18 protein-coding genes are annotated in these 22594 nt (G+C 69.7%); 11 read left to right on the top strand and 7 right to left on the bottom strand.

Going from position 1 to position 22594, the window contains the following annotated elements; translation table 11 throughout:
- Positions 1 to 17 precede the first annotated feature (17 nt).
- Positions 18 to 875 (bottom strand): nuclear transport factor 2 family protein, encoded by an 858-nt coding sequence (locus ACWEIJ_RS37990; protein ID WP_449842110.1) that lies wholly within the window; start codon positions 873 to 875, stop codon positions 18 to 20.
- 23 nt (positions 876 to 898) lie between these two features.
- A complete protein-coding gene (locus ACWEIJ_RS37985; protein WP_449842109.1) occupies positions 899 to 2254 on the bottom strand; it encodes a ferredoxin reductase family protein in 1356 nt (451 codons plus the stop codon).
- A gap of 130 nt (positions 2255 to 2384) precedes the next feature.
- On the opposite strand from ACWEIJ_RS37985, the gene ACWEIJ_RS37980 reads away from it, so the two are divergent.
- Entirely contained in the window at positions 2385 to 3419 is a 1035-nt protein-coding gene (locus tag ACWEIJ_RS37980; protein ID WP_449842108.1) for a LacI family DNA-binding transcriptional regulator, read from the top strand.
- Positions 3420 to 3428: 9 nt separating this feature from the next.
- Here ACWEIJ_RS37980 and ACWEIJ_RS37975 read toward each other — a convergent pair whose 3' ends face one another.
- A complete protein-coding gene (locus tag ACWEIJ_RS37975; RefSeq protein WP_449842107.1) occupies positions 3429 to 5525 on the bottom strand; it encodes a 2Fe-2S iron-sulfur cluster-binding protein in 2097 nt (698 codons plus the stop codon).
- 67 nt (positions 5526 to 5592) lie between these two features.
- Here ACWEIJ_RS37975 and ACWEIJ_RS37970 point away from each other — a divergent pair, with 67 nt between their 5' ends.
- Together ACWEIJ_RS37970 and ACWEIJ_RS37965 are read left to right on the top strand one after the other, a co-directional pair.
- Positions 5593 to 6213, top strand: a complete 621-nt coding sequence (locus tag ACWEIJ_RS37970; RefSeq protein WP_449842106.1) for a TetR/AcrR family transcriptional regulator — start codon at positions 5593 to 5595, stop codon at positions 6211 to 6213.
- A 377-nt stretch (positions 6214 to 6590) separates the two neighbouring features.
- Complete coding sequence (locus ACWEIJ_RS37965; protein WP_449842105.1) at positions 6591 to 8978, top strand: ricin-type beta-trefoil lectin domain protein; 2388 nt, start codon at positions 6591 to 6593, stop codon at positions 8976 to 8978.
- Between the two features lie 77 nt (positions 8979 to 9055).
- Here ACWEIJ_RS37965 and ACWEIJ_RS37960 read toward each other — a convergent pair whose 3' ends face one another.
- Entirely contained in the window at positions 9056 to 9826 is a 771-nt protein-coding gene (locus ACWEIJ_RS37960; protein ID WP_449842104.1) for a hypothetical protein, read from the bottom strand.
- Here ACWEIJ_RS37960 and ACWEIJ_RS37955 point away from each other — a divergent pair.
- Positions 9825 to 9959, top strand: a complete 135-nt coding sequence (locus ACWEIJ_RS37955; protein ID WP_449842103.1) for a hypothetical protein — start codon at positions 9825 to 9827, stop codon at positions 9957 to 9959. The genes ACWEIJ_RS37960 and ACWEIJ_RS37955 overlap by 2 nt on opposite strands.
- Before the next feature lie 56 nt (positions 9960 to 10015).
- Here ACWEIJ_RS37955 and ACWEIJ_RS37950 read toward each other — a convergent pair whose 3' ends face one another.
- Positions 10016 to 10570, bottom strand: coding sequence for an EF-hand domain-containing protein (locus ACWEIJ_RS37950; protein WP_449842102.1), 555 nt, complete (start codon positions 10568 to 10570; stop codon positions 10016 to 10018).
- A gap of 48 nt (positions 10571 to 10618) precedes the next feature.
- On the bottom strand, positions 10619 to 11464 hold the full coding sequence (locus ACWEIJ_RS37945) for a hypothetical protein (protein WP_449842101.1): 846 nt from the start codon (positions 11462 to 11464) through the stop codon (positions 10619 to 10621).
- 266 nt (positions 11465 to 11730) lie between these two features.
- Between ACWEIJ_RS37945 and ACWEIJ_RS37940 the strand changes: the two genes are divergently transcribed.
- Positions 11731 to 12726: a hypothetical protein gene (locus ACWEIJ_RS37940; RefSeq protein WP_449842100.1), complete on the top strand. Its 996-nt coding sequence runs from the start codon at positions 11731 to 11733 to the stop codon at positions 12724 to 12726.
- 13 nt (positions 12727 to 12739) lie between these two features.
- Here ACWEIJ_RS37940 and ACWEIJ_RS37935 read toward each other — a convergent pair whose 3' ends face one another.
- Positions 12740 to 13261, bottom strand: a complete 522-nt coding sequence (locus tag ACWEIJ_RS37935; protein ID WP_449842099.1) for an AMIN-like domain-containing (lipo)protein — start codon at positions 13259 to 13261, stop codon at positions 12740 to 12742.
- Positions 13262 to 13416: 155 nt separating this feature from the next.
- On the opposite strand from ACWEIJ_RS37935, the gene ACWEIJ_RS37930 reads away from it, so the two are divergent.
- The 6 genes from ACWEIJ_RS37930 to kdpB all read left to right on the top strand — a co-directional run bounded on the left by ACWEIJ_RS37930 (position 13417) and on the right by kdpB (position 22593).
- Positions 13417 to 15654 (top strand): glycoside hydrolase domain-containing protein, encoded by a 2238-nt coding sequence (locus ACWEIJ_RS37930; protein WP_449842197.1) that lies wholly within the window; start codon positions 13417 to 13419, stop codon positions 15652 to 15654.
- Entirely contained in the window at positions 15651 to 16928 is a 1278-nt protein-coding gene (locus tag ACWEIJ_RS37925) for a glycosyltransferase (protein WP_449842098.1), read from the top strand. The genes ACWEIJ_RS37930 and ACWEIJ_RS37925 overlap by 4 nt, the downstream gene beginning before the upstream one ends.
- Positions 16929 to 17074: 146 nt before the next feature.
- On the top strand, positions 17075 to 18562 hold the full coding sequence (locus tag ACWEIJ_RS37920) for a right-handed parallel beta-helix repeat-containing protein (protein ID WP_449842097.1): 1488 nt from the start codon (positions 17075 to 17077) through the stop codon (positions 18560 to 18562).
- A 319-nt stretch (positions 18563 to 18881) separates the two neighbouring features.
- Positions 18882 to 18983, top strand: a complete 102-nt coding sequence (gene kdpF, locus ACWEIJ_RS37915; protein WP_449842096.1) for a K(+)-transporting ATPase subunit F — start codon at positions 18882 to 18884, stop codon at positions 18981 to 18983.
- A complete protein-coding gene (gene kdpA / locus ACWEIJ_RS37910) occupies positions 18983 to 20605 on the top strand; it encodes a potassium-transporting ATPase subunit KdpA (RefSeq protein ID WP_449842095.1) in 1623 nt (540 codons plus the stop codon). The genes kdpF and kdpA overlap by 1 nt, the downstream gene beginning before the upstream one ends.
- Positions 20602 to 22593 (top strand): potassium-transporting ATPase subunit KdpB, encoded by a 1992-nt coding sequence (gene kdpB / locus ACWEIJ_RS37905; protein ID WP_449842094.1) that lies wholly within the window; start codon positions 20602 to 20604, stop codon positions 22591 to 22593. The genes kdpA and kdpB overlap by 4 nt, the downstream gene beginning before the upstream one ends.
- Position 22594: the final 1 nt, after the last annotated feature.

Raw genomic sequence — 22594 nt, 5'->3', positions numbered from 1 at the left:
TCTCTTCACCGGATTCCTCACTGGCCGTCGGCGACGACGTCCCAGTGCTCGATGATCTTTCCGTCGACCACCCGGAAGATGTCCGCGACGGCGTAGTCGGAGCTGAAGACCCACACCAGGTCACCGTCGGCGAGGGTGTGGCCGAACCGGGTGCGGCTGGCGACCCCGCTGCCGGGCGTGGTGACGCCCTGCTGCTGCAGGAACTGCCTGAGCGGCTCCGTGCCGTTCCCGGCCGCCGGGTTGTGCTGGTAGTAGCGCGGATCCCAGGCGGCGTCGAGCACGGCGGCGTCACCGTCGGAGAGCTTGCGGTAGGCCTCGACCGCGAACGTCCGGTTCTTCTCCTCCTGCTCCTCGGACGGCGTCGGCGCCCCGTCCGGGTATCGGTGGACGTCGCTGAACAGCGAGTTGCCGCTGGCGGTGGTGGCGGGCACGGTCTGCGTGATGCTCCAGTGCTCGGCCAGCTTGCCGTCGCCGACCCGGAAGAGGTCGATCCTGGCCTCGCCGCTCGCCTCGTTCGCCGGCGTCGCCGACGCGTGCCAGTGCACGGCCACCAGGTCGTGGTCGGCGGCGGTGCGCTTGACCGTCGCCACCGCGCCGGGGATCTTCGCCTTGAGGTCCTGGAACTGCTTGATCTGCCCGTCCGCACCGGCGGGCAGCGACTTGTCGTGCTGCACGTAGCCCGGTCCGACGAGCTCGTTCACCACGCCGGTCTTGTTCTGGTTGAACGCCTCCGCGTACAGGCGCAGGACGAGCGCCTTGTTCTGCGCCTCGGACGACGCGGCGGTGCCGGCAGCGCCGGTGCACGCGGTCGTGAGGCAGGCCAGGACGACCAGCCAGGGCAGGGTCTGCCGGGCGCATCCCACTCGGGTCTCCACTCGTCTCGGTCCGTCGTCGTCGTTCAGGCCAGGCCGAACCGCTCGGAGTGCACCTGCCGGGCCGGAACCTTCAGCGCGCGCAGGGCGTCGAGCACGGCCGAGGTCATTCCGGGCGGGCCGCAGACGTACACGTCGCGTTCGGTGATGTCCGGTACCAGGGCGAGGAGGTTGTCCGGCGCGAACGGCGACGGTCCCTCGCCGGTGTGGCCGGTGAGCAGGTGCAGCCGCCCGCCGCGGGCGGCGACCAGGCCTCGGACCTCCTCGCCCAGCACGGCGTCGTGCTCGCTGCGCACCCGGTGCAGCACAACGACGTCACCGGCCGGTTCCTCCTCCAGCAGGGCGCGGATCGGCGTGATCCCCACGCCTCCGGCGATCAGCAGCGCGCCCGGCTGCGTGCGGTGCAACGAGGTGAACGCGCCGTACGGTCCCTCAACGAACACGCGGGTGCCGACCTGGAGGTACCGCAGACCCGCGCTGGTGCTGCCGGCGGCCTTGGCGGTCAGGCGCAACGAGCGGCCGTCGGGTGCCGCGGAGAGCGAGAACGGGTTCGCGAGCCACCAGTGGTTGTGCCCGGGGAACCGCCAGATGCAGAACTGGCCCGCCCTGGCCGGCAGCTCGTCGAGGTGGCGGCCGGTGACACGCACCGACACCACGTCTTCCGACTCCCGCACGACCTCGGCCACCTGGAAGCGGTGGTAGTTGTTGCGCCACAGCGGCACCACGATCCGTCCCGCGACCAGCGAGCCGAACGCGAACACCCACAGCGCCCACCAGTAGACCTTCGCGAACGTGGAGGAGGTGAAGGTCGTGGTCTCCAGCAGCTGGTGGACGAACGCGAGCCCGAGCGCCAGGTAGAGCGCGAGGTGCACCCCGTGCCAGGTCTCGTACCTCAGTCGCCGCCGCACCGAGCGGGTGGAGACCACGCCGACCACGACGATGATCAACGCGGCGCACATCCCGAGCAGCGAGGCCGGCACTCCGGCCAGCGCGAGGAACGTCCGGCCCGCCGCCGCGTTGTCGAGCTTCGCGTAGCCCAGCACCACCAGCACCGCGTGCGCGAGCACCGTCCACAGCAGAGTGAAGCCGACCCACCTGTGCCAGACCGTCAACCGGTCCATGCCGATCCGCCGGTCGAGCCACGGCATCCTGGTCACCAGCAGCAGCTGGAACAACAGCACCACGGCGGCGTGCAGGCCGACGAACTTGGCGACCGTGAGCACGCCGTTCTTGCCGGTCCCGGCGGTGAGGAAGAGGATCTCCACGATCACCAGGTTGACGATGACGAACGTCCACAGCGCCCACCGCGCCGCGACGACCGGAGCTGTGGTGCGTTGCCGCACCGGAGAAACCCGCGCCTCCACCTTTTCCCCTTTGTCCACATGACATGCTCACGCGCCCGATTGCCGCGAGAACCACTCCGGCCCCCAGCGGCCGTCCCGGCCGCCGTGGCCGGTAGGTTGAGTGATTAACGTCTTAACCACAAGCTGGTACGGGCCTGTTGAGATGCACATGGAAAGCACGCACGCCTGGCGCCGCCCCACGCTCGGGGCCGTGGCCGCACTGGCCGGGGTGTCCACGGCCACGGTGTCGAACGCGCTCAACGGCACCGGCCGCCTGTCCGACGCGACCAGGCAGCGGGTGATCACCGCGGCGCGCGAGCTCGGGTACGCCCCCGCCAGCACGGCCAGGGCCGTCGCCTGCGGCAGCACGGGAGTGCTCGGCCTGACGATGACGACCTACGGCGACCTGCCCGTCCCGTACATCGAGATCCCGTACTTCGCGCAGCTGACCCTGGGCGCGATGGCGGCCGCCCACGACCGCGGCTACCTGCTCATGACGATGCCGAGTTCGTTGTCGCCGTGGATGTGGCTCAACGCGCCGCTGGACGGCGTCATCCACGCGGGTCCGCGCGCCGACGACCCGGTGTGCGCACTTCTGCGCGAGCGCGGCATCCCGATCGTGAGCGAGGGCCGCCCGCCACGCCCGCGCCCCGGCGACGCGTGGGTGGACGCCGACCACGACGCGGCAGTGCGCCTGCTGCTGGACCACCTGACCGAAGCCGGCGCCCGGCGCATAGGCCTCAGCCTGCCGCGGCACGACGACACCTATCCACACCAGATCGAACGCGCCTACACCTCGTGGTGCACCGAACGCGACCTGCCCGCGCTGGTGGAGGAGTACGCCGCCCTGCCCGACTACTTCACCGCCGAACGCGCCGCGGTCACCCGCCTGCTCACCCGCGACCCGCGCCCGGACGCCGTCATCGGCGTCTACTCCGATTCCGGCCACCTCATCCTCGCCGCGGCCCGCGACCACGGCCTGCTGGTGCCGCGGGACCTGCTGGTGGCGTGCATCAGCGAGGACCAGGACTACGCGACGACGACGCCGTCCGTCACCACGGTGAGCCTCCGTCCGGACCGGGTGGGGGACGAGGCGGTCGACCTGCTGATCGCTCTGATCAACGGGCGTACCGGTGTGGACCGGCGGCGCATCGTGCAGCCGGTGCTGATCGCCCGCCGGTCCACCGAGTCGACCCCGTCCTGACCTCGCAGGTCAGTGGTCCGCGATGTCCACCGTGACGTCGGCCAGTGGCGAGCCGGTGCACGTGAGGATGTCGCCGGACGCTTTTTGTCGTGCGGTCAGGCAGTTGGGTTCCTGCTGGGAGACCTCACCGCCGAGGAGCTTCACGACGCACTCCCCGCAACTGCCCACGGTGCAGGAGTACGGCATCGGCAGACCGGCCGCGAGCCCGGCGTCGAGCATGGTCTGGCCCGGTTCCACCACCACCTCTCCGACCGGCAGCCCGTTGTCCTGGACGACCATTCGCCGTGGCACGGTGGACGTGGCCGCGGCCCGTCCGGTGGTGTAGTGCTCGACGTGGACCCGGCTGTCCGGGATGCCGAGCTCTTCCAACGCCCGCAGCGCGGTGGCCATGAGAGGTTCCGGGCCGCAGAGGTAGAACCTCGCGGCGGGGGCCGCGCCGAGACCGGTGACCCACTGCCGGACGCCGGGCACGTCGAGCCTGCCGTCGCGAGAGGTCAGCACGTGCGTGACCGAGAACCGGCCGGGGTGCTGCCCGGCCAGCCGGTCGAGCTCGGTGGCGAAGATGGTCTCTTCCACGCTGTGGTTGCTGTAGAGCAAGGAGATCCGGGGCCCGGTGGGCTCGGCGAGCAGGGTGCGGATCATGCTCATCATCGGCGTCACGCCGCTGCCCGCCGCGACCAGCACGGCCTCGTTCGCGCGATCCAGGTGGAAGGAACCCGACGGGCCGCGCAGGAGCAGCCGGTCGCCGACCGCGAGGTGGCGGTGGACGTGGGTGGAGAACCGGCCGTCGCCGACCTGCTTGATCGTCAGCTCCAGCCGGGGTGAGCCCGGCGCCGACGAGGCCGAGTAGGGCCTGCGCTCCGAACGGCCGCCGATGTCGGCGACGAGCGTGAAGAACTGGCCGGGCCGGAAGTCGAACGGTTCGCCGTCCTCGAGCACCACGGTGACGGCACTGGGCGTCTCCCTGCGCATCTCGACGACGCGCACCTCCCGCAACGGGTTCGCCGCGGCCGTTCCGGCGGCGCGATGCCGCAGGAAGTCCGTGACCTCGTAACCCTCCTTGCGCAGGCCCAGGCGGTAGCTGAGGTCGATCAGCGCTCTGAGCCACCTGGCCGGCACCAGCCCCGCGATCTTGAACAGGACGGACGACCCGCGGCGGGAGTTCGCGGCCAGATGCGCGCTCGCGACCGCCATCAGATCGGGCACCTCGGCGGAAGCGACCGGGGTCCACAGTCTTGCCCGCGCCACCGCGTCGTTCGAGGTCAGCTCGGCGGACTCGACATCGATGAGCAGTGCGGCGTGCGGTGGTGTGCCGCGCAACGACAGCTGTTCCAGCACGGCGGCGTCCACGGTGATCGCTCCCCGCCCGCGCACGTGCAGCACGCCGGTGCGGCCCGGGACGAGCGCGGCGAACGAGAGCCGGTCGTCCTGCAGCAGGTTGTGGAGCGTGTCCGCGCGTTTGTTGCCCTTGCGGTCCGCGATCACGAGCGTGCGGCCGTCCACGATCCGCGCGACGGTCTCCCGGTCTCCGCGAGGACTGGTGTCACCACCGCCCTGATCGTCCCATGTGGACAGTGCGAGGAACGGTGCCGAGGTGAGGAAGTCCGCGACACCGGGCGCGGAGAGCGGGCCGTCGCCGATCTCCCGGGCCGGTCCGGCCGGTGAGGGCGGCTGCCAGAGACCCGACCGCAGCACCGCCTGGGCGCAGTGCACGTACGCCTCCGAGACGTCGAAGACCACCTCGCCGTCCCGGCCGGGGGAGGCGGAGCCGTTGACCCGCAACGTCTCCCTGACGCCTGGCAGGAGGAACAGCAGCGAGGCGGGCCCGACGGCGGCACCCGGTTCGTTCAGCGCGAAGGAGATCCTGGTCCGGGAGCGCACCTGGGCGAACCCCGGTGTGCCCCCGACGAAGGTCGTCCTGGACAGGCCGTGCGCGTCCCGGTAGCCGAAGGCCGCGATCGGGCAGTGGGCGAGCACGGTCACGCAGCCCTCGTCGAGCGCGTCGACCTGCTTCAGCATGATCATCGGTGCCGGGTGGCCGATGACCGCCTCGACCTCGCCGACCGTGCTCAGTCGATCGAGTGAGGCTATGTTTTCCCAGCTCATAGCACTATTATGAGCTTTTGCTCAGCTATTGGGTACTCGCTTTCGCCGCCGCCAGAGGAGGACCGCCGTGCCGTCGGCCAAACGTCCCGTCGAGCCACGTCGCAAGCCCAGGCAGGTCCGGGCGGAGCTCACCCGCGACCGCATCCTCACCGCGGCTGCTCACGTTTTCGCCGAGCACGGGTACGCCGCCGGCACGACCAACCGCATCGCCGAGCGGGCCCGCGTGTCGATCGGCTCGCTGTACCAGTACTTCCCGAACAAGGACGCGATCCTGGCGGAGCTGGTGATCCGGCACATCGACCGCGGCGCCTGGACCCAGGCCGACCGGCTCGACCTGTCGCCGGGCACCCTGGAGCAGGTGGTGCGGGCACTCGTCCGCGACGCGATCGACCACCACCGCGACGACCCCCAGCTGCTGCAGATCATGGTCCAGGAGGCGCGGTTCTCCGGCGAGGTGCTCGACACGATCGCCCGGCACGGCGAGCGGCGCATCGCCCAGATCCGGGACCTGCTCGCCCGCCACCCCGACGTCGGAGTGGCCGACCTGGACACCGCGGCCGAGCTCATCGTGTTCACCGTGGAGCTCAACACCCACCGGGTCATGGCCTCCTCACCGGCGGGCGCGGTCGACAGGTTCGAAACCGAGCTGGTGGGCATGGTGACCCGGTACCTGCGCGGCCCGGCATAACCCAGGCCGTCAATTGGGCACGCTCACGAATGATCAGTCGAATGCGTCGAAATGATCAAGGAATAGCGCTCCGAACAGCGTCTTGGCCGCGCTAGCGGAATGTGTTAGCGTTCACATGATCAGCGTGTGCCGATTTGTGTGCAGATCCGGTCGGTCGCCGCTGTGCTGTTCGTGCTCGCCGTCAACGATGATGGGGTCCGCATGTGCAGTCCGGCACGTTTTCGGGGCCGAGAAGGCAAAGTTCTCTTTTCCATTCCCTCGGCTGATTCGTGCCATCGCCGTGACGGCGGCTTTTCTCGTTTTCCTCTTCGCCCCGGCCCGTTCCGCCGCGCGGGCCGCGGTCCATCCACTCGTCCTCATCCGGAGGGAGCACAGCCATGCCCGCAACCCTGCTCGGGCGCGTGCGCACGGCGATCTTCGCGGCCGTTCTGGCCGCTGCCGGTGTCGTGGCGGCGGCACCGGCCCAGGCCGCCACGGCGATCACGATCAACGGTTCGTCCGGCGGCCGCACGTTCGACGGCGTCGGCGCGGTCAGCGGCGGTGGGGGCAACAGCCGCCTGCTGATCGACTACCCGGAGCCGCAACGCGGCCAGATCCTCGACTACCTGTTCAAGCCCGGCTACGGCGCCTCGCTGCAGATCCTCAAGGCGGAGATCGGCGGTGACACCAACTCCACGAGCGGGGCGGAGCCCAGTCACGCCCACTTCCGCGGCGACCTGAACTGCGACCGCGGCTACGAGTGGTGGATCATGGAACAGGCCAAGGCGCGCAACCCCGGCATCAAGCTGGTGGGGCTCGCCTGGGGTGCGCCGGGCTGGATCGGCAACGGGACGTTCTTCTCCAACGACCTGGTCAACTACTACCTGTCCTGGCTCGGGTGCGCCCGCCAGCACGGGCTGACGATCGACTACCTCACCCCGGTGCAGAACGAGAAGCAGTGGAACGCGGACTGGACCGTCACGATCCGCAACGCCCTCAACGCCAACGGGTACAGCTCGATCAAGATCATCTCCGGTGACTCGTGGCCGGGGGACTGGGGACCGGCGGGCCCGATCTCCAGCAACACTGCCTACCGCAACGCCGTCGACGTGCTCAGCGCGCACTACACGTGCGGCTACCTGAGCGCGCAGACCTCGTGCACCGTCCCGTCGAACGTCGCCAACTCCGGCAAGACGCTGTGGTCGAGCGAGAACGGCTCGCAGGACTACAACGACGGCGCCAAGCCGCTGGCCCGCGGCATCAACCGGGTCTACATCGACGGCAAGATGACCGCCTACCTGAACTGGGACCTGATCGCCGCCGTCACCCCGAACATCCCGTGGCCCACCGTCGGGCTGGTGCTGGCCAACCAGCCGTGGTCGGGCTACTACGCGGTCGGCAAGGACACGTGGGCGCTGGCGCACACGGCGCAGTTCACCGCCCCGGGCTGGAAGTACCTGGACGCGTCCACCGGCTACCTCGGCGGCAACCGCAACAACGGCAGCTACGTGACGATGAAGTCGCCCAACAACTCCGACTACAGCGTGATCATCGAGACCATGGACGCCGGCTCGCCGCAGACGCTGAACTTCAACGTCACCGGCGGGTTGTCCACCGGGCAGGTGCACGTGTGGGCGACCAACCTCAACTCCAACAACCCCAACGACTTCTTCGTCCACAGCGCCGACCCCACGCCGTCCAACGGCGCCTTCTCCGTGACCGTCCAGCCGGGTTACCTGTACACGATCACCACCACGACCGGGCAGGGCAAGGGCACCGCGACCAGCCCGCCCCAGGGCTCGCTGAACCTGCCCTACAGCGACAACTTCGACGGGTACGCGGCCGGCAAGGAGGCCAAGTACCTGATGGACATGGAGGGCGCCTTCGAGGCGTCCGCGTGCGGTGCCGGCCGCGCGGGCACGTGCGTGCGCCAGGCCTCGACGCAGCAGGCGATCCCGTGGAAGACGAGGACCGACCCGTACGCGTTGCTGGGCAACGTGGCCTGGAGCAACTACACGGTGTCGGCGGACGCGTTGCTGGAGAAGCCCGGTTACGCCTCGCTGATCGGCCGCGCGGGCGGGCAGGACACCGGCAACCAGGCCGCGCTGAACGCCTACCACTTCCGGGTCAGCGACACCGGCGCCTGGTCGATCCTGCGCACCAACACCAGCGCCCAGTTCACCACGTTGCGCAGCGGCACGACCACCGCGCTGGGCACCAACCGCTGGCACTCGTTGTCGCTCGGCTTCTCCGGCAGCACCATCACCGCGAGCGTCGACGGCGCGGTCGTCGCAACGCTGACCGACTCCACGCTGTCCGCGGGCCAGATCGGCCTCGGCACCGGTCAGGGCGAGACCGCGCAGTTCGACAACCTCGTCGTCTCCGGCTCGGGCGGCGGCACGACGTCGTTGCTGCGCAACGACAACGCGGGCCGGTGCCTGGACGTCCCGAACGTGTCCCAGACCAACGGCACGCAGGTGACGCTGTGGGACTGCAACGGCGGCTCCAACCAGCAGTGGACGGTCAACACCACCAAGCAGATCCAGGTGTACGCCAACAAGTGCCTCGACGCCGAGGGCTCCGGCACCACGCCGGGGACCAGGGTGGTCATCTGGGACTGCGGCGGTGGCGCCAACCAGCAGTGGAACGTCAACACCGACGGCACGATCACGGGTGTCCAATCAGGACTGTGCCTCGCCCCCAACGGCGGCGGTACCGCCAACAGCACCCCGGTGACCCTGCAGACCTGCAGCGGCGCGAGCAGTCAGAAGTGGACGCGGAGCTGACGCCGAGCCCGCGCACGAGCCCCGGGACGCGAACCTCTTCGCGTCCCGGGGCTCAGCGCTCGTCCGCGCTGTTGTGGTCACCCGGCCGGACCGCTGGGTCGAGAACCAGCTCGCACATGTGCCGCGACACGTCGTCGTGCTGATCGTCTGAGGGCGGTTCTGAGCGATTTGTGCACCTTGTTGGCCGTTTGCTGATGGACGACGACACCGATTGTCAGCAGAGTGGCCAAGCCTGCCAGGACGGCCACGCGGAACACCGTGGAATTCCATCCGCAGAAGACCGCCAGGACACCCGATGCGGATGCGCCGACGGCGACTGCCGACGCCCCCATCCTGTCGCGGCGAAGCCGTGACTTGTACGCCGCGGCGATGGGGCGAACGTCTGCGGAGTACCGCTTCGAGGGATCGATGTGACGGTTCGCCCGATGGATGGCGAAGACCGCCAGCGAACACGTGGCAGCCACGCTGAACAGCCATTTTCCCAAGGGGGCCGAGGAGCGTTCCGCGCAGCTCTGCTGATCCACGACGAGCAGGCCGAACGTGACGAACTCGGACACGCCGACGAGGAGAGGGAACAGGAAGTCCCAGACCGTCGGCTCACCGTGGGGAAGCAGCAGCCCGCCCACCAGCAACCCGAGGTAGACGTTCGCCGTCACCAACAGGGTCACCGCCACCATTCCCCAGCGCAGCGGCGCGTCCGGTATGCCGGTGCAGGAGAAGATGCTTGCGACTGCGAGTCCTGCGACTGCGACCGCCACGCTGATCAACGCGGCGTGCAGGTTCATGTAGTGGTCGAGCAGATATCGGTCCTGCCGATTTCGAACCGCCGTCAGATTGAGCTTGTTCATGTTCGACACCTCGCTCGACGGGCGCCGCGCCGATGTGCGCCGACGTGGACCTGTGTTGCCGGTATCGGTGCTCGTGGTTGGTCGTTACGGCGGCAAAGCCTTCCGCGATGCAACAGAGCGAGTTTTCACCTGATCGAGCGGCAGTTCGTCGTTGACGGGCGTCGGACGGCCCCTCAGGCCGCGGAAAGGTCAGCTCAGCTGCATCGACCTCGGGTACAGCCAGCTGCCGGGCGTGTCCTCGGAGGGGTTGGTGTAGTAGTCGTACACCGCGTCCATGTACTCCTGAAGGCTGATCGAGCCGTCCCCGTCGGTGTCCACGCGGGCGAACGCGATGCCGCACTCGGCCTCGGAGAGGCCGCGCGCCCGCAGCAGGACCCCGAACTCGGCCTCCTCGACCCGGCCGTCACCGTTGGTGTCCGCGAGCGCCAGCAGCGACTCGGAGACCTCGAGGAACATGTCGTCGAACTCGTCGACGTCCACGAACACCGCCGCCATCGCCGCGCGGTACTCGTCCAGGGTGATCTGGCCGTCGCGGTCGACGTCGCAGTGCTCGACCAGCGTGTCCCAGAACCGGTCGCACGTCTCGACCAGCTCCTGTCCCCGCGCGGACGACGTGGGCTCGACGAACCCCCGCAGCAGGCGGTGGGCCAGCGCGTAGAGGTCCGCGAGCTCGATGACGCCGTTGCCGTTGACGTCGTAGTGCGCGAAGGTCGTGTCGATCCTGTGCAGCAGCACCTCGTTCATGGCCACGAACTCTGGCGGTACGCGGCGCCGGACGCAAACGCTGGCCGGCTACCGCAGGGCGTTCCGCAGCGCGTCGGTGATGCCGCGCCCGTCGCCGGGGTCGAGCGCGGCGTAGATCAGCGCCTGGACCGACGTGACGAACAGGTCGCGGTTGGCCGTGGTGTTGTCGCCGGTGGCCGCGATGTGCTGCGCGAAGCCGTCCGTCTGCGCGGACACCAGCCTGCTGAGCCCGTCCGGCGTGACACCCGGCCGGAACCGCAGGCCGAGCAGCCGCAGGCCCTGTTCGTACACCGGCGCCCACCGCCGGGCGTACGCGTCGAGCATCTGGCGGTACGCGCTCGTGGCGACGGCCTGCCACTTCTTGTCGATGGTCAGGGAGAGCTGGAAGAGCCAGTACCGCGCCAGCCGGATGCGCATCCGCAGGTCGTGCGTGGCGATCTTCGCGATGAGGTCGGTGAGCTCAAGGCGGCCGTCGCACACCTTCGGCAGTTCGGCGAGCGCCCGGCGCGGACCGTAGTCGAGGAACAGGCTCCAGCGCGGCGCGGTGCACGTGTACTTGATGAGGCACATGAAGAAGTTGGCCATGCCGCCGTTGCCCGGCCACCGGTCCTTGAACGCCCCTTCTCCCACGCGCACGACCTCCTGCAGCTCGCCGGCGATCTGAGCGGCCCTCCGCACGACGATCTCCCGCGTGAGCCGCGCGCCGGCCAGCTCGTCGCGGCTGCGCGGGCTGCGGCCGGACAGCTGGTCGTCGATCTCCCTCAGCCCGCCTTCGAGGAACACCATCGTGGTGACGTAAGCGGACCGCCGCGGATTGCGCGGATCGGCGAGGCTCGACCGGGAAATGTGCTTCCGGAACACGGCCGGCCAGTCGACTTCGTCGTTGAAGTGCACGCCACCCCCTGGAGATCACCTCATTGCAGCACAGGGGCATGGGGCGGGCAACGTCCTGAACAGGAGGATGACGGCCCAGGACACCGGACGCCACCGTTGAGTCACCGGGATTCGGCGGAAGGGGAAGTCCGATGCACGTCGTGGTGGAGACGTCGTTGTTCTCAGCTCGTGCGGTTGAAGTGCTGGTGGTCCTCGTGACCGCGATCGTGTGCGGCCTGCTGCGCGAAAACCGCCCTCCGCGGTGATCGTCGTGGGATGGTGGAGTGGTGGACGCGACGGAAACGCTGGGGGCGGTGGCACATCCGGGCGGCCTGCTGGTGCGTCGGCCGGAACTGACCGTGGGCGTCGTGCGGGCGGTGTCCAGGCTCTCGGCCCTGGAGATCGAACTGCTGGCCCGCCGTCCGCTGGATCGCCGCAGCGCGACCGAACGGCAGCGGGACATCCGCGACGGGGTCTCGGTCCAGCCCGCGCCCCGCCGGTTGCTGCCGGTCCACGACGAGGGCATCGACCTGCGCGTCGGCCGGCTCGACCACGCCGGCCGCGCGCACTGGGAGTTCGCCACGTCCTTCTCGTCGAGCAGCGGCGACCACTTCCTCGGCACGAACGGACCCAGCTACCGGGCTCTGGTGCGGTTCCCACCGTCGTTCGACCAGATCCCGCTCGTGCTCGCGTGGCCGGAGATCGGTTTCCCGGAAACGGTCGTCACCTTGCCGCTGCCCGGCCGGACCACCGTCGAGCGGGCCACCATCTCGATCTGGCAGGCACCGCTGGACGGTCGTCCCGTGCCGGAAGGGCTCACCCACCTCGCCGACCGCCGCCACGCCGCACCGGCCGTTGAAACAGGCACGAACGCCGCGGCACCCCGAGTGCTGCACCGCCGCGATCACCAGGTCGCCGTCGTGCTCACCCGGCTGACCGCCGTCGGCTCGATGCTGTCCGCGGAACTGCTCAGCATCGCCAAGGGCGACTCCGCGGCCGCGATCACCGCTCGTGCGTTCCACTCCCGGCGACCGGCCCCTGGCGACGACCCGGCCCGGATCCGGGCAGGAGGCCGTGGCGCTTCTCTGGCGGTCATCCGCGGGCAAGAGGCCTACTGGCTCCGATCAGGTGACGGCTCCTCGTCCGGAGGCGACGAGATCTTCACCAGCCTCCGGGAGTTCACGCTGAACCGCCCGCACGACGACCTGCTCGACCTGCTGGTGGCCTGGCCGCTCGCCGGACTCCACGACGTGCGAGTCCGCATCCCCCTCGGCCCGGCCTGAACCGGGCCACGGCTCACCACTGGTGGGCGACGTCCACCACGATGCGGTCAGGCAGCGTGAACACCCGGAACGGCAGGCGGGCGCGGACACCCAGCCCGAGGTCCGTGGTGCCCTCCCAGGACCCGGCCCAGGCGACCTGCCGGAACGTCCGGTAGCCGGTCACGTCCACGACCTCGGCCGGGTTCGCCGACTCGTACGTCGGGTCGAAGTTCTCGTCGTAGGACGGCGAGTACGCCACCACGAGCAGCTTCGCCCCGCCCCGCAACGGAATCGGCTGACCCGACCCGACGTGGGTCACCTCGTCGGTGTAGCTCACGTAGTAGCCGTTGCCGGCCAGGTGCGTGTCGATCACCAGCCGGTCGAAGCACTCGTGCTGCCCGGAGCGAACGCCGGTCACGGTGCCCCCGGAACCGTCGGCCGCGGTCTTCTGCCCCGATCCCCAGTCCACCGGCGCACACGCGGCGGCACCCGCACTCGCCGGCACCACCGTCATGGCCGCCAGCACGACAGCGACCCCCAACACGAATCCGCGCATGATCTTCCCCTCTCCCCGCGGGCTCCCCACCCGTTGAAGACGAGACGTGCGTCCGGTCGCGCGGTTGTCCGCTCGCCCGAGGAAGTCACCCAGGCGGCTCACATGTTCATTTGGCGGAAACCAACGCGGTGCCCGCGCGGACGTAGTGTCTCGTCATCCTCGACGAAATCGATCCCTTCATCGGAACGGCTGCCACCTCACTGCCCGCGGCGCAGGGACTGGCGGCCACTTGGTGGTGGCCGAAAGCGCAGGTCGGCAACACCCACCCCGGCGCTACGTCGCCGCTCGGCATGGTGTCCGCCTGCGCCTACTCCGGTGCCTACCCGACCGGGTACGGCCTCTACCGCAAGAACACCGAGGGCCAGCCGGAGGAGATGTTCGACCGGCTGCAGGCGTCCGGGTTCACGCACTTCCAGCAGTCCGGCACCGGTGCGATCCGCAAGTACTACAACTACGTGCGGGTGACCCCGATGGTGCAGCAGCTCGACGTCCTCGGCCAGGCCTGGCCGCTGTACGACGAGACCGCCGAAGCCGGGTACTACGCGGCGACCCTCGACACCGGCATCCGATGCGAGGTCACGGTCGGCGCCAAGGTGGCCGTGCACCGGTACACCTTCCCCGAGCATCGCAGCGCACGGCTCGTCGTCGACCTGTCGTGCGGCGGGCTGGCCATCGACCTCGGCCGCACCGTGCCGCTGCGGGCGCACGTGGAAAGCCTCGGCAACGGCCGCGCCCAGGGCACGGTGGTCGTCGAGGGCGTGCCGCTGTCGGTGCACGTCAAGGTCGACAGTCCGGGCTGGCGCCAGATGCTCTGGCACGACCGCCGGCTGATCGAGGGCGGCACGCGGCTCGACTTCGACCGCATCAGGCAGACCACGTTGCGCCCGTTCGGGTTGCTCTACATGGGACCCACCACCGCCGGGCAGACCGTCGAGATCCAGATCGGGTTCTCCCTGCGCGGCTGCGAACAGGCCCGGGAGAACCTGTCGCGCGAATGCGGTGAGGGTGCGCAGGCGTTCGACGTCGTCCGGGAGCAGACCAGGGCCCGGTGGCGCGACCACGTGGGCCGGGTGGAGGTCGAGGGCGGATCACCCGCCAGACGGCAGGTGTTCGCGACGGCCCTGTACCACTCCCTGATCAAGCCGTGCTTCGCCGACGACGAGAGCCCGTTCTGGCCGTCCTCCGGGCCGTTCGTGTTCGACATCTGCACGATGTGGGACATCTACAAGACCCAGCTGCCGTTGCTCATCGCACTCTGCCCGGACCGGGCGGTCGACCTGCTGGAGTCGCTGATCCGGGTCTGCGAGGAGGAGGGCAACTTCCCCATCGGGTATCGGATGGCTCGCGGCGCGGACAGGTTCTTCCGGCAGGCCAGCGCGTTGGTCCACACCGCACTGGCCGACGTGCACGCCCTCGGCCTCGGCGACCTGGACTGGGCCTGGGCGCTGGTGCACATGTACGACGACCTGCGCCGGATGTACGGCGAGGACTTCTACGAGCACGGCGTCGCGCACCCGATCTCGCACACGCTCGACCTCGCCTACGCCTGCCACTGCACCTCCGGCGTCGCGCGGGCCCTGAACGACCACCAGCTCGCCGACGACCTCGACGCGCGAAGCCGCCTGTGGGCCAACGCGTTCGACCCGGACACCGGCCTGCTCGTCGACTCGTCGTTCTACGAGGGCGGCAAGTGGAACTACTCGTTCCGGCTGCTGCACGACATGGCCGCGAGAATCGCGATGGTCGGCGGGAACGAGGCTTTCGTCAGCACGCTCGACGCGTTCTTCGGCTACGGCGCCCGGCGTGTGACGCAGCCGGGCAAGCGGCCCGGCTCGGCGGAGATGGCGGCCGGCTACCTGCTCAACCGGTTCGAGGGGCTGAACAACGAGCCGGACATGGAAGCGCCGTGGTCCTACCACTACGCGGCTCGGCCGGACCGCACGGCCGAGATCGTGCACGCGGCACTGACGTGGCAGTTCGGCACCGGTCGCGGCGGCCTGCCGGGCAACGACGACTCGGGCGGGCTGAGCTCCTGGTACGTGTGGGCCTCGCTCGGGCTGTTCCCGGTCGCCGGGCAGAACCTGTTCCTCGTCAACGCGCCCGCCTTCAGCCACGCCACGCTGCACCTCGGGGACCGCGACTTCGTCATCGAGACCCGTGGCCACCGCGAGACGTCCATCAGCTCCGATGGGCTGGAGGAGGACCCGCCGCCGCAGTACGTGCAGTCCGCCCGGCTGGACGGCAAGCCGCTGGACGCGGCGCACCTGCGCGCGTCCGACGTTCACGCCGGCGGCCGGCTGCTGCTCGAACTCGGCCCGAACCCCTCGGAGTGGGGCCGCAAGATCCTGCCGCCATCAGTGTCCGACCCGCTCGGAAAGGGGGCTCGCACATGACCAGGCCAAGCCGCCGTCTCGTCATCGTGGTCAGGGCCGACCCAGTCATCTGCGGTCACTCCGGAGAAGCCCGCAACCTCGCCGAGGTCGCGCTCACCCGCGGCTTCGACGACGTCCGGCTGCTGACCTGGCCGATACCCGTGCTGCAGGCGGCAGGCCTGCCGCTCAAGCCGCTGGACCGGATCATGCCCTACAGCGAGGGCATCACCGTGGAGCGGCCCGAGCCGGTCGGCGACTACCGGGTGCCCGACGGCCGGTACCTGGCCGGGCTGACCGGACGCCTGGTCGAGCTGCTCGCCGAGCCGGTCCCGACCACGTGCGTGTCGATGTACCTCGCTCCTCACGACGCCGTGGTGCGCGACGCCGTCGATGCGGCACGCGCGGCCGGCTACGCACCTGACGTCCACACCATCGCGAAGGCGGTCGGCTCGGACGTCACCAACGTGATCCGCTCGTGCCTGCGCGACGGGCGGTTCGGGGCGGCCGTGGTCCTGTTCACCCGGTTCCTCGCCAACGACCAGGTGACGGCCGTGTCGGAGTACACGAGGCAGGAGATCATCGCCTGCGCGGAGGCCGTCGACGCGCATTGCGGCACCCGGTTCGCCCGCCAGTGCGTGCGCCGGATCTCGGTCAGCTACCCGCCGATCGACACCTCGGCCTACCTCGACCTCGATCCGGCGCTCGTGGACGCCGCCCTGAAGCGGCGCGGCCTGGAACGCGACGGATACGTGCTGTTCCTGTCCAGGGTGACGCGCGCCAAAGGCATCTACGACCTGGTGGACGCGTTCGCGCAGTGCCGCGCGCGATCCCGGCTGAAGCTCGTGGTCGCCGGCAACGGCCCCGAACTGGAGCACGTGCAGGCGATCACCCGGCACGACGACCGGATCGTCTTCCTCACCGACGTGGAGGACGAGGAGAAGCCGCTGCTGATGAACGGCTGCGCCGCGTACGCGCTGCCGACCAAACCCGAACCGGACTTCGTCGAGACCTTCGGCATCGCTCTGACCGAGAAGATGCTCGCCGGCGGCGGGCCGGTGATCACGACCACCACCGGAGGCGTCGGCGAAGCGGTGGGCAGGACGGCCGTCGTCGTCGAGGCCGGGAACACCGCCCACATCGCCGCCGCGATCGACCGGGTGGTGCTCGACATGTCGGCCGAGGAACGGCGGCTCATGGAGGACCGGGCACGCGAGCACGCCCTGTCCTTCGACCGCGTCCGGGTGTTCGACGACCTCTTCGCCACGTCCGGCCCGGCTGTCGTCCTGACGGGCTGAGCGCGGGCGCCGGCACGCCGAGGACGATCTGTCGACGAACTGTCGACGGGCCCTGCGACGGTGAGCGCCTGGACGACGCCTGCTTGCGTCGTTCCCCTCCAGGAACGGGAGTGCGCGTGAATCGGAGCAGACGAAGGGTGTTGCTGGTGACCGCGGCGATCGCGGCGCTGTCGATCGGGACCGCGGTCGCCGTCCAGGCGGCCGGGTCGCGGGCCGGCTCCGGGGCGGGCGGGTGTTTCGACCCCGTCGCCTTCGGTGCCGTGCCGGACGACGGCACGGACGACCGGGTGCCCATCCAGGCCGCCATCGACGCGGCGAGCGGCGCGGGCGGCGGCACGGTGTGCCTGGGCAGCGGGCGCTGGCGGGTGACGCGTGCGCCCGTGGGGTCCTACAACCGGGCCGCGGCGCTGTCCACGCACGGTGCGCGCGTGACGTTCAGCGGCACCGGGCCGGGCACGGTGCTCGAACTGACGGGAGACCAGCAGGCCGGCGCGGTCTCGGTGGTGTCGATCGACCCCGGGGCGAGCGACGTCGTCGTGGAACGACTCAAGATCGACACCACGGCGACCACCAACACCGACGAGCAGACCCACGCGATCGCGATCGGCTCCGGCGTGTGCACGACGGCGAACGGGACCTGCTCGATGCCGGTCACGGACGTCACGGTGCGCGACGTCGTCTTCGCCCATCCGCCGACGCCCGGTGCGCGCAAGGGCGACTGCATCCGGATCCTCGGCAACACCCCGGCCACGGCGGTCAAGCGCGTGACGATCACGGGCGGGTCGTTCGTCAACTGCGCCCGCTCGGGAATCGGCGTGCAGCGCAACGTGTTCTCCTTGGCGGTGCTGGGAAACCACTTCGGCGAGCTCATCGGCGACACCGCCTTCGACGGCGACGCCACGGGCGGCGACTGGGACGACGGCCTGCGGCTGGAGGGCAACTCCTTCGCCGACTCGACGGTGACCTCCAGCGTCGCGCTGTCGACCTACCGGCACGCCACGATCACCGGGAACACCTTCAGCGGCAAGGGACTCGCCCTCTACCGGACCGAGGACGTCGTCGTCACCGGCAACACGTTCGACGTGACGGCGGGGACCGGCGGCGGGGTCGTCGACTCGCAGAACGTCGCCACCCGCGACAAGATCACCGGCAACATCATCCGGCGGCACGGCGTGCCCGGACCGGGCATCCGGATCACCCCGCACAGCGGCGGGATTCCCGCTCAGGTGACGGTGAGCGGCAACACGATCGTCGCGGACGGCGACGCGGACGCGATCTACGGCGACTCGGTGCACGAGATCGCCGTGCGCGACAACGACATCACGTTCACCGAAGCCGCTCCCCAGGGCTCCGGGATCACGCTGCAGGGCATCACCGGGCCGATCGAGAACGCCATGATCACGGGCAACACGGTGACCGGCCCGGGCCCGTACTTCGCGGCGGTCCGGCTCGACTCGCGGCCGGAGCCGTTCCGCGGCGTCACGGTGGCCCTCAACGCGTCGGTCGGTGCCACTCACTCGCTGCAGTGCTCACAACGGGCGCCGGGCGGTTTCCCGCCGTCGATCGTCTCCACCGGCAACCGCTGGAACGTCGCGCCGACCTGCCCGGTCGCCACACTTCAGCCAGGCCAGTGAGAAGACGGCGCTGAACGGGCTTCGCCGAGTCGCCGCCGGGCGCCTCGGCGTCGCCTGAATCACACCGAGTCACCGCCTCCCGACCTCTTCGGGTGAGACGCAGGTCGCACGCCATCAAGAACGCGTAAAGGAAGCCACCGGGCGTGTCAAATTGCCATCAGACACCCCTGACGTGCCTGTTCGCGCCATGCACGCTGACCCGCAGCAAAGCCACATCGTTGTCGGGAAGGGAGCGCGTCATGGCCGATCTGGCCTACGCGTTGCTGTTGATCGGGAGTTTCCTCGTGCTTGGTCTCACCGTGCGTGGACTGGAGAAGTTGTGAGCGGCACCGGTCTCGTCGCGAACGTCGTCGGCGGCGTCATCGCGCTGTCGCTGATCGTCTACCTGTTCGTCGCCCTCGTCCGGCCGGAGAAGTTCTGATGTCACCCACTGTGGCCGGCCTGGTGCAGGTCGGCATCCTCGTCGTGGCTCTGGCAGCGGCGTACCGTCCGCTGGGCGACTACATGGCGCGGGTGTTCCGCGCCGAGAAGCACAGCAGGCTGGAGCTGGCGATCTACCGCGTCGGGCGGATCGACCCCGACAGCGAGCAGAAGTGGAGCACCTACGCGTTCGGCGTGCTGGGCTTCTCGTTCGTCAGCGTCGTGCTGCTGTATGTGCTGCAACGGGTTCAGGCGGTCCTGCCGTTCGGCTTCGGTCGCGGCAACGTCGAGCCGGGCATGGCGTTCAACACGGCGATCAGCTTCGTCACCAACACGAACTGGCAGTCGTACGTGCCGGAGACGGTCATGGGCCACACGGTCCAGATGGCCGGCCTGACGGTCCAGAACTTCGTGTCGGCGGCGGTCGGTCTCGCCGTGGCGGTGGCGCTCGTGCGGGGCTTCGTCCGGCACCGGACGGACCGGCTCGGCAACTTCTGGGTCGACCTCGTGCGCGGCACGATCCGGATCCTGCTGCCGCTGTCGTTCGTGTTCGCGCTCGTGCTGATCGCGCTGGGCGTGACGATGAGCCTCAAGTCCGGTGTGAGCGTTGACGGTCAGGTCGTCGCGAACGCGCCCGTGGCGAGCCAGGAGGCCATCAAGGAGCTCGGCACGAACGGTGGCGGTGTCCTCAACGCGAACTCCGCGCACCCGTTCGAGAACCCGAACGAGTGGTCGAACCTGCTGGAGATCTTCCTGCTGCTGGTGATCCCGGTGGCGCTCACCCGCACGTTCGGCGTGCTGGTGGGGGAGAGGAAGCAGGGGTACGTCCTGCTGGGCGTGATGGGCGTGATCTGGTCCGCGATGCTCGCGGTCATCTGGGTCGCGGAGGAGAACGGGCTGCGGCCGTTGGAGGGCAAGGAACTCCGGTTCGGCATCCCGGCGAGCGCGCTGTTCGCGAACTCCACCACGAGCACGTCGACCGGTGCGGTCAACTCGTTGCACGACAGCTTCACGGGGCTCGGTGGCGGTGGCACGTTGCTGAACATGCTGTTCGGCGAGATGACGCCGGGCGGTGTCGGCACCGGCCTGTACAGCATTCTGGTGATGGCGATCATCGCGATGTTCCTGGCGGGCCTGATGGTCGGCCGCACGCCGGAGTACCTGGGCAAGAAGCTGGGGCGCAAGGAGGTCACGGCCGCGGCGGTGTCCATCCTCGCGATGCCGACCGTGATGCTGATCGGTGCGGGCATCGCGGCGATCCTGCCGAGCACTCAAGGGGCGCTCAACAATCCCGGCGAGCACGGCCTGTCGGAGATCCTGTACGCCTACGCGTCGGCGTCGAACAACAACGGGTCGGCTTTCGCAGGTATCACGGTGACCAGCGACTGGTTCCAGGCGTCGCTGGCGGTGTGCATGTTGTTCGGCCGGTTCGTCCCGATCATCGCGGTGCTCGCGCTGGCCGGATCCCTGGCGGCGCAGAAGAAGGTGCCGGTGACGGCGGGCACGCTGCCCACGACCGGTCCGCTCTTCGCGAGCCTGCTGACCGGCGCGATCGTCCTGGTCGCCGCCCTGACCTTCGTTCCCGCTCTCGCCCTCGGTCCCATCGCGGAGGCACTGCTGTGACCACCACCCTCGAAAGGCCCGCCGCGCCGAAGTCCACGGCGGTCAGCACGGCGCACCTGGTCGACGCGCTGCCGGAGGCGTTGCGCAAGCTCCACCCGCGCCACCAGCTGCGCAACCCCGTCATGTTCGTCGTGTGGGCGGGTTCGGCGCTGGTCACGGTCTTCGCGGTCAGCGACCCGAGCGTGTTCACCGTCGCGGTGGCGCTGTGGCTGTGGTTCACCGTGCTGTTCGCGAACCTCGCCGAGGCCGTCGCGGAGGGCCGTGGCAAGGCGCAGGCGGACTCGTTGCGCAGGACCAAGAAGGACGCGGTCGCCCGGCTCGTCAACGGCGACGTCGTGGCGGGCGTCGACCTCAAGATCGGCGACCTGGTCGTGGTCGAGGCCGGTGAGGTCATCCCAGGTGACGGTGACGTCGTCGAGGGCATCGCGACCGTGGACGAGTCGGCGATCACGGGTGAGTCCGCGCCGGTGATCCGCGAGTCCGGTGGCGACCGGTGCGCGGTCACCGGCGGCACGACCGTGCTGTCGGACCGGATCGTCGTCCGCATCACCACCAAACCCGGTGAGTCCTTCGTGGACCGGATGATCGCGCTGGTGGAGGGCGCGGAACGGCAGAAGACGCCGAACGAGGTGGCGCTCACGATCCTGCTGTCCACGCTCACGATCATCTTCCTGCTGGCCGTGGTGGCGTTGCAGCCGTTCGCGATCTACTCCGGCGGCGAGCAGTCGGTGGTGGTGCTCACCGCACTGCTGGTGTGCCTCATTCCCACGACGATCGGTGCGCTGCTCAGCGCGATCGGCATCGCGGGCATGGACCGGCTGGTGCAGCGCAACGTGCTGGCCATGTCGGGCAAGGCCGTCGAGGCCGCGGGCGACATCGACACGTTGCTGCTGGACAAGACCGGCACGATCACCTGGGGCAACCGCCGTGCCACCGAGTTCATCCCGGTCGACGGCGCCTCGCACGAGGCGCTGGTCGCGGCGGCCCGGCTGGCGAGCCTCGCCGACGGCACGCCGGAAGGGCGAAGCATCCTCGACCTGGCCGGCGGCGAACCGCCGACCGAGCACGAGAAGACCGGCGAGTTCGTCCCCTTCACCGCGCAGACCCGGATGAGCGGCATCGACCTGGGCGACCGGATCATCCGCAAGGGCGCCGCGTCCGCGTTCGAGCTGTCCAGCACGGCCTGCGAGGTCGTGGACGAGATCAGCGCGCAGGGCGGCACCCCGCTGGTCGTCGCGGAGAACGGCGAGGTCCTCGGCGTCATCCGGCTGTCCGACGTCGTGAAGCCCGGCATGAAGGAGCGGTTCGCCGAGCTGCGTGCGATGGGCATCCGCACGGTCATGGTCACCGGTGACAACCCGTTGACCGCCAAGGCGATCGCGGCCGAGGCCGGGGTGGACGACTTCCTGGCGGAGGCCAAGCCCGAGGACAAGATGGCCCTGATCCGCAAGGAGCAGGAGGGCGGGCGGCTGGTCGCGATGACCGGTGACGGCACGAACGACGCGCCCGCGCTGGCGCAGTCGGACGTGGGCGTCGCGATGAACACCGGCACGTCGGCCGCGAAGGAGGCCGGCAACATGGTCGACCTCGACTCGGACCCGACCAAGCTCATCGAGATCGTGGAGATCGGCAAGCAGCTGCTGATCACCCGCGGTGCGTTGACGACGTTCTCGGTGGCCAACGACCTGGCGAAGTACTTCGCGATCCTGCCCGCCATGTTCGCGGCGATCTACCCGGCGCTGAACAAGCTCAACATCATGCACCTGGCCACGCCGCGGTCCGCGATCCTGTCGGCGGTGATCTTCAACGCGGTGATCATCGTGGCGTTGATCCCGCTGGCGCTCAAGGGCGTGCGGTACCGGCCGTCCAGCGCGTCGGCGTTGCTGCGGCGCAACCTGCTGATCTACGGCCTGGGCGGCGTCGTGACGCCGTTCGCCGGGATCTGGCTGATCGACCTGCTCGTGCGACTCATCCCCGGGATCGGCTGAA

The organism is Lentzea sp. NPDC004789, assembly GCF_053601075.1.
This window is presented reverse-complemented; position numbering and strand designations above follow the sequence as displayed.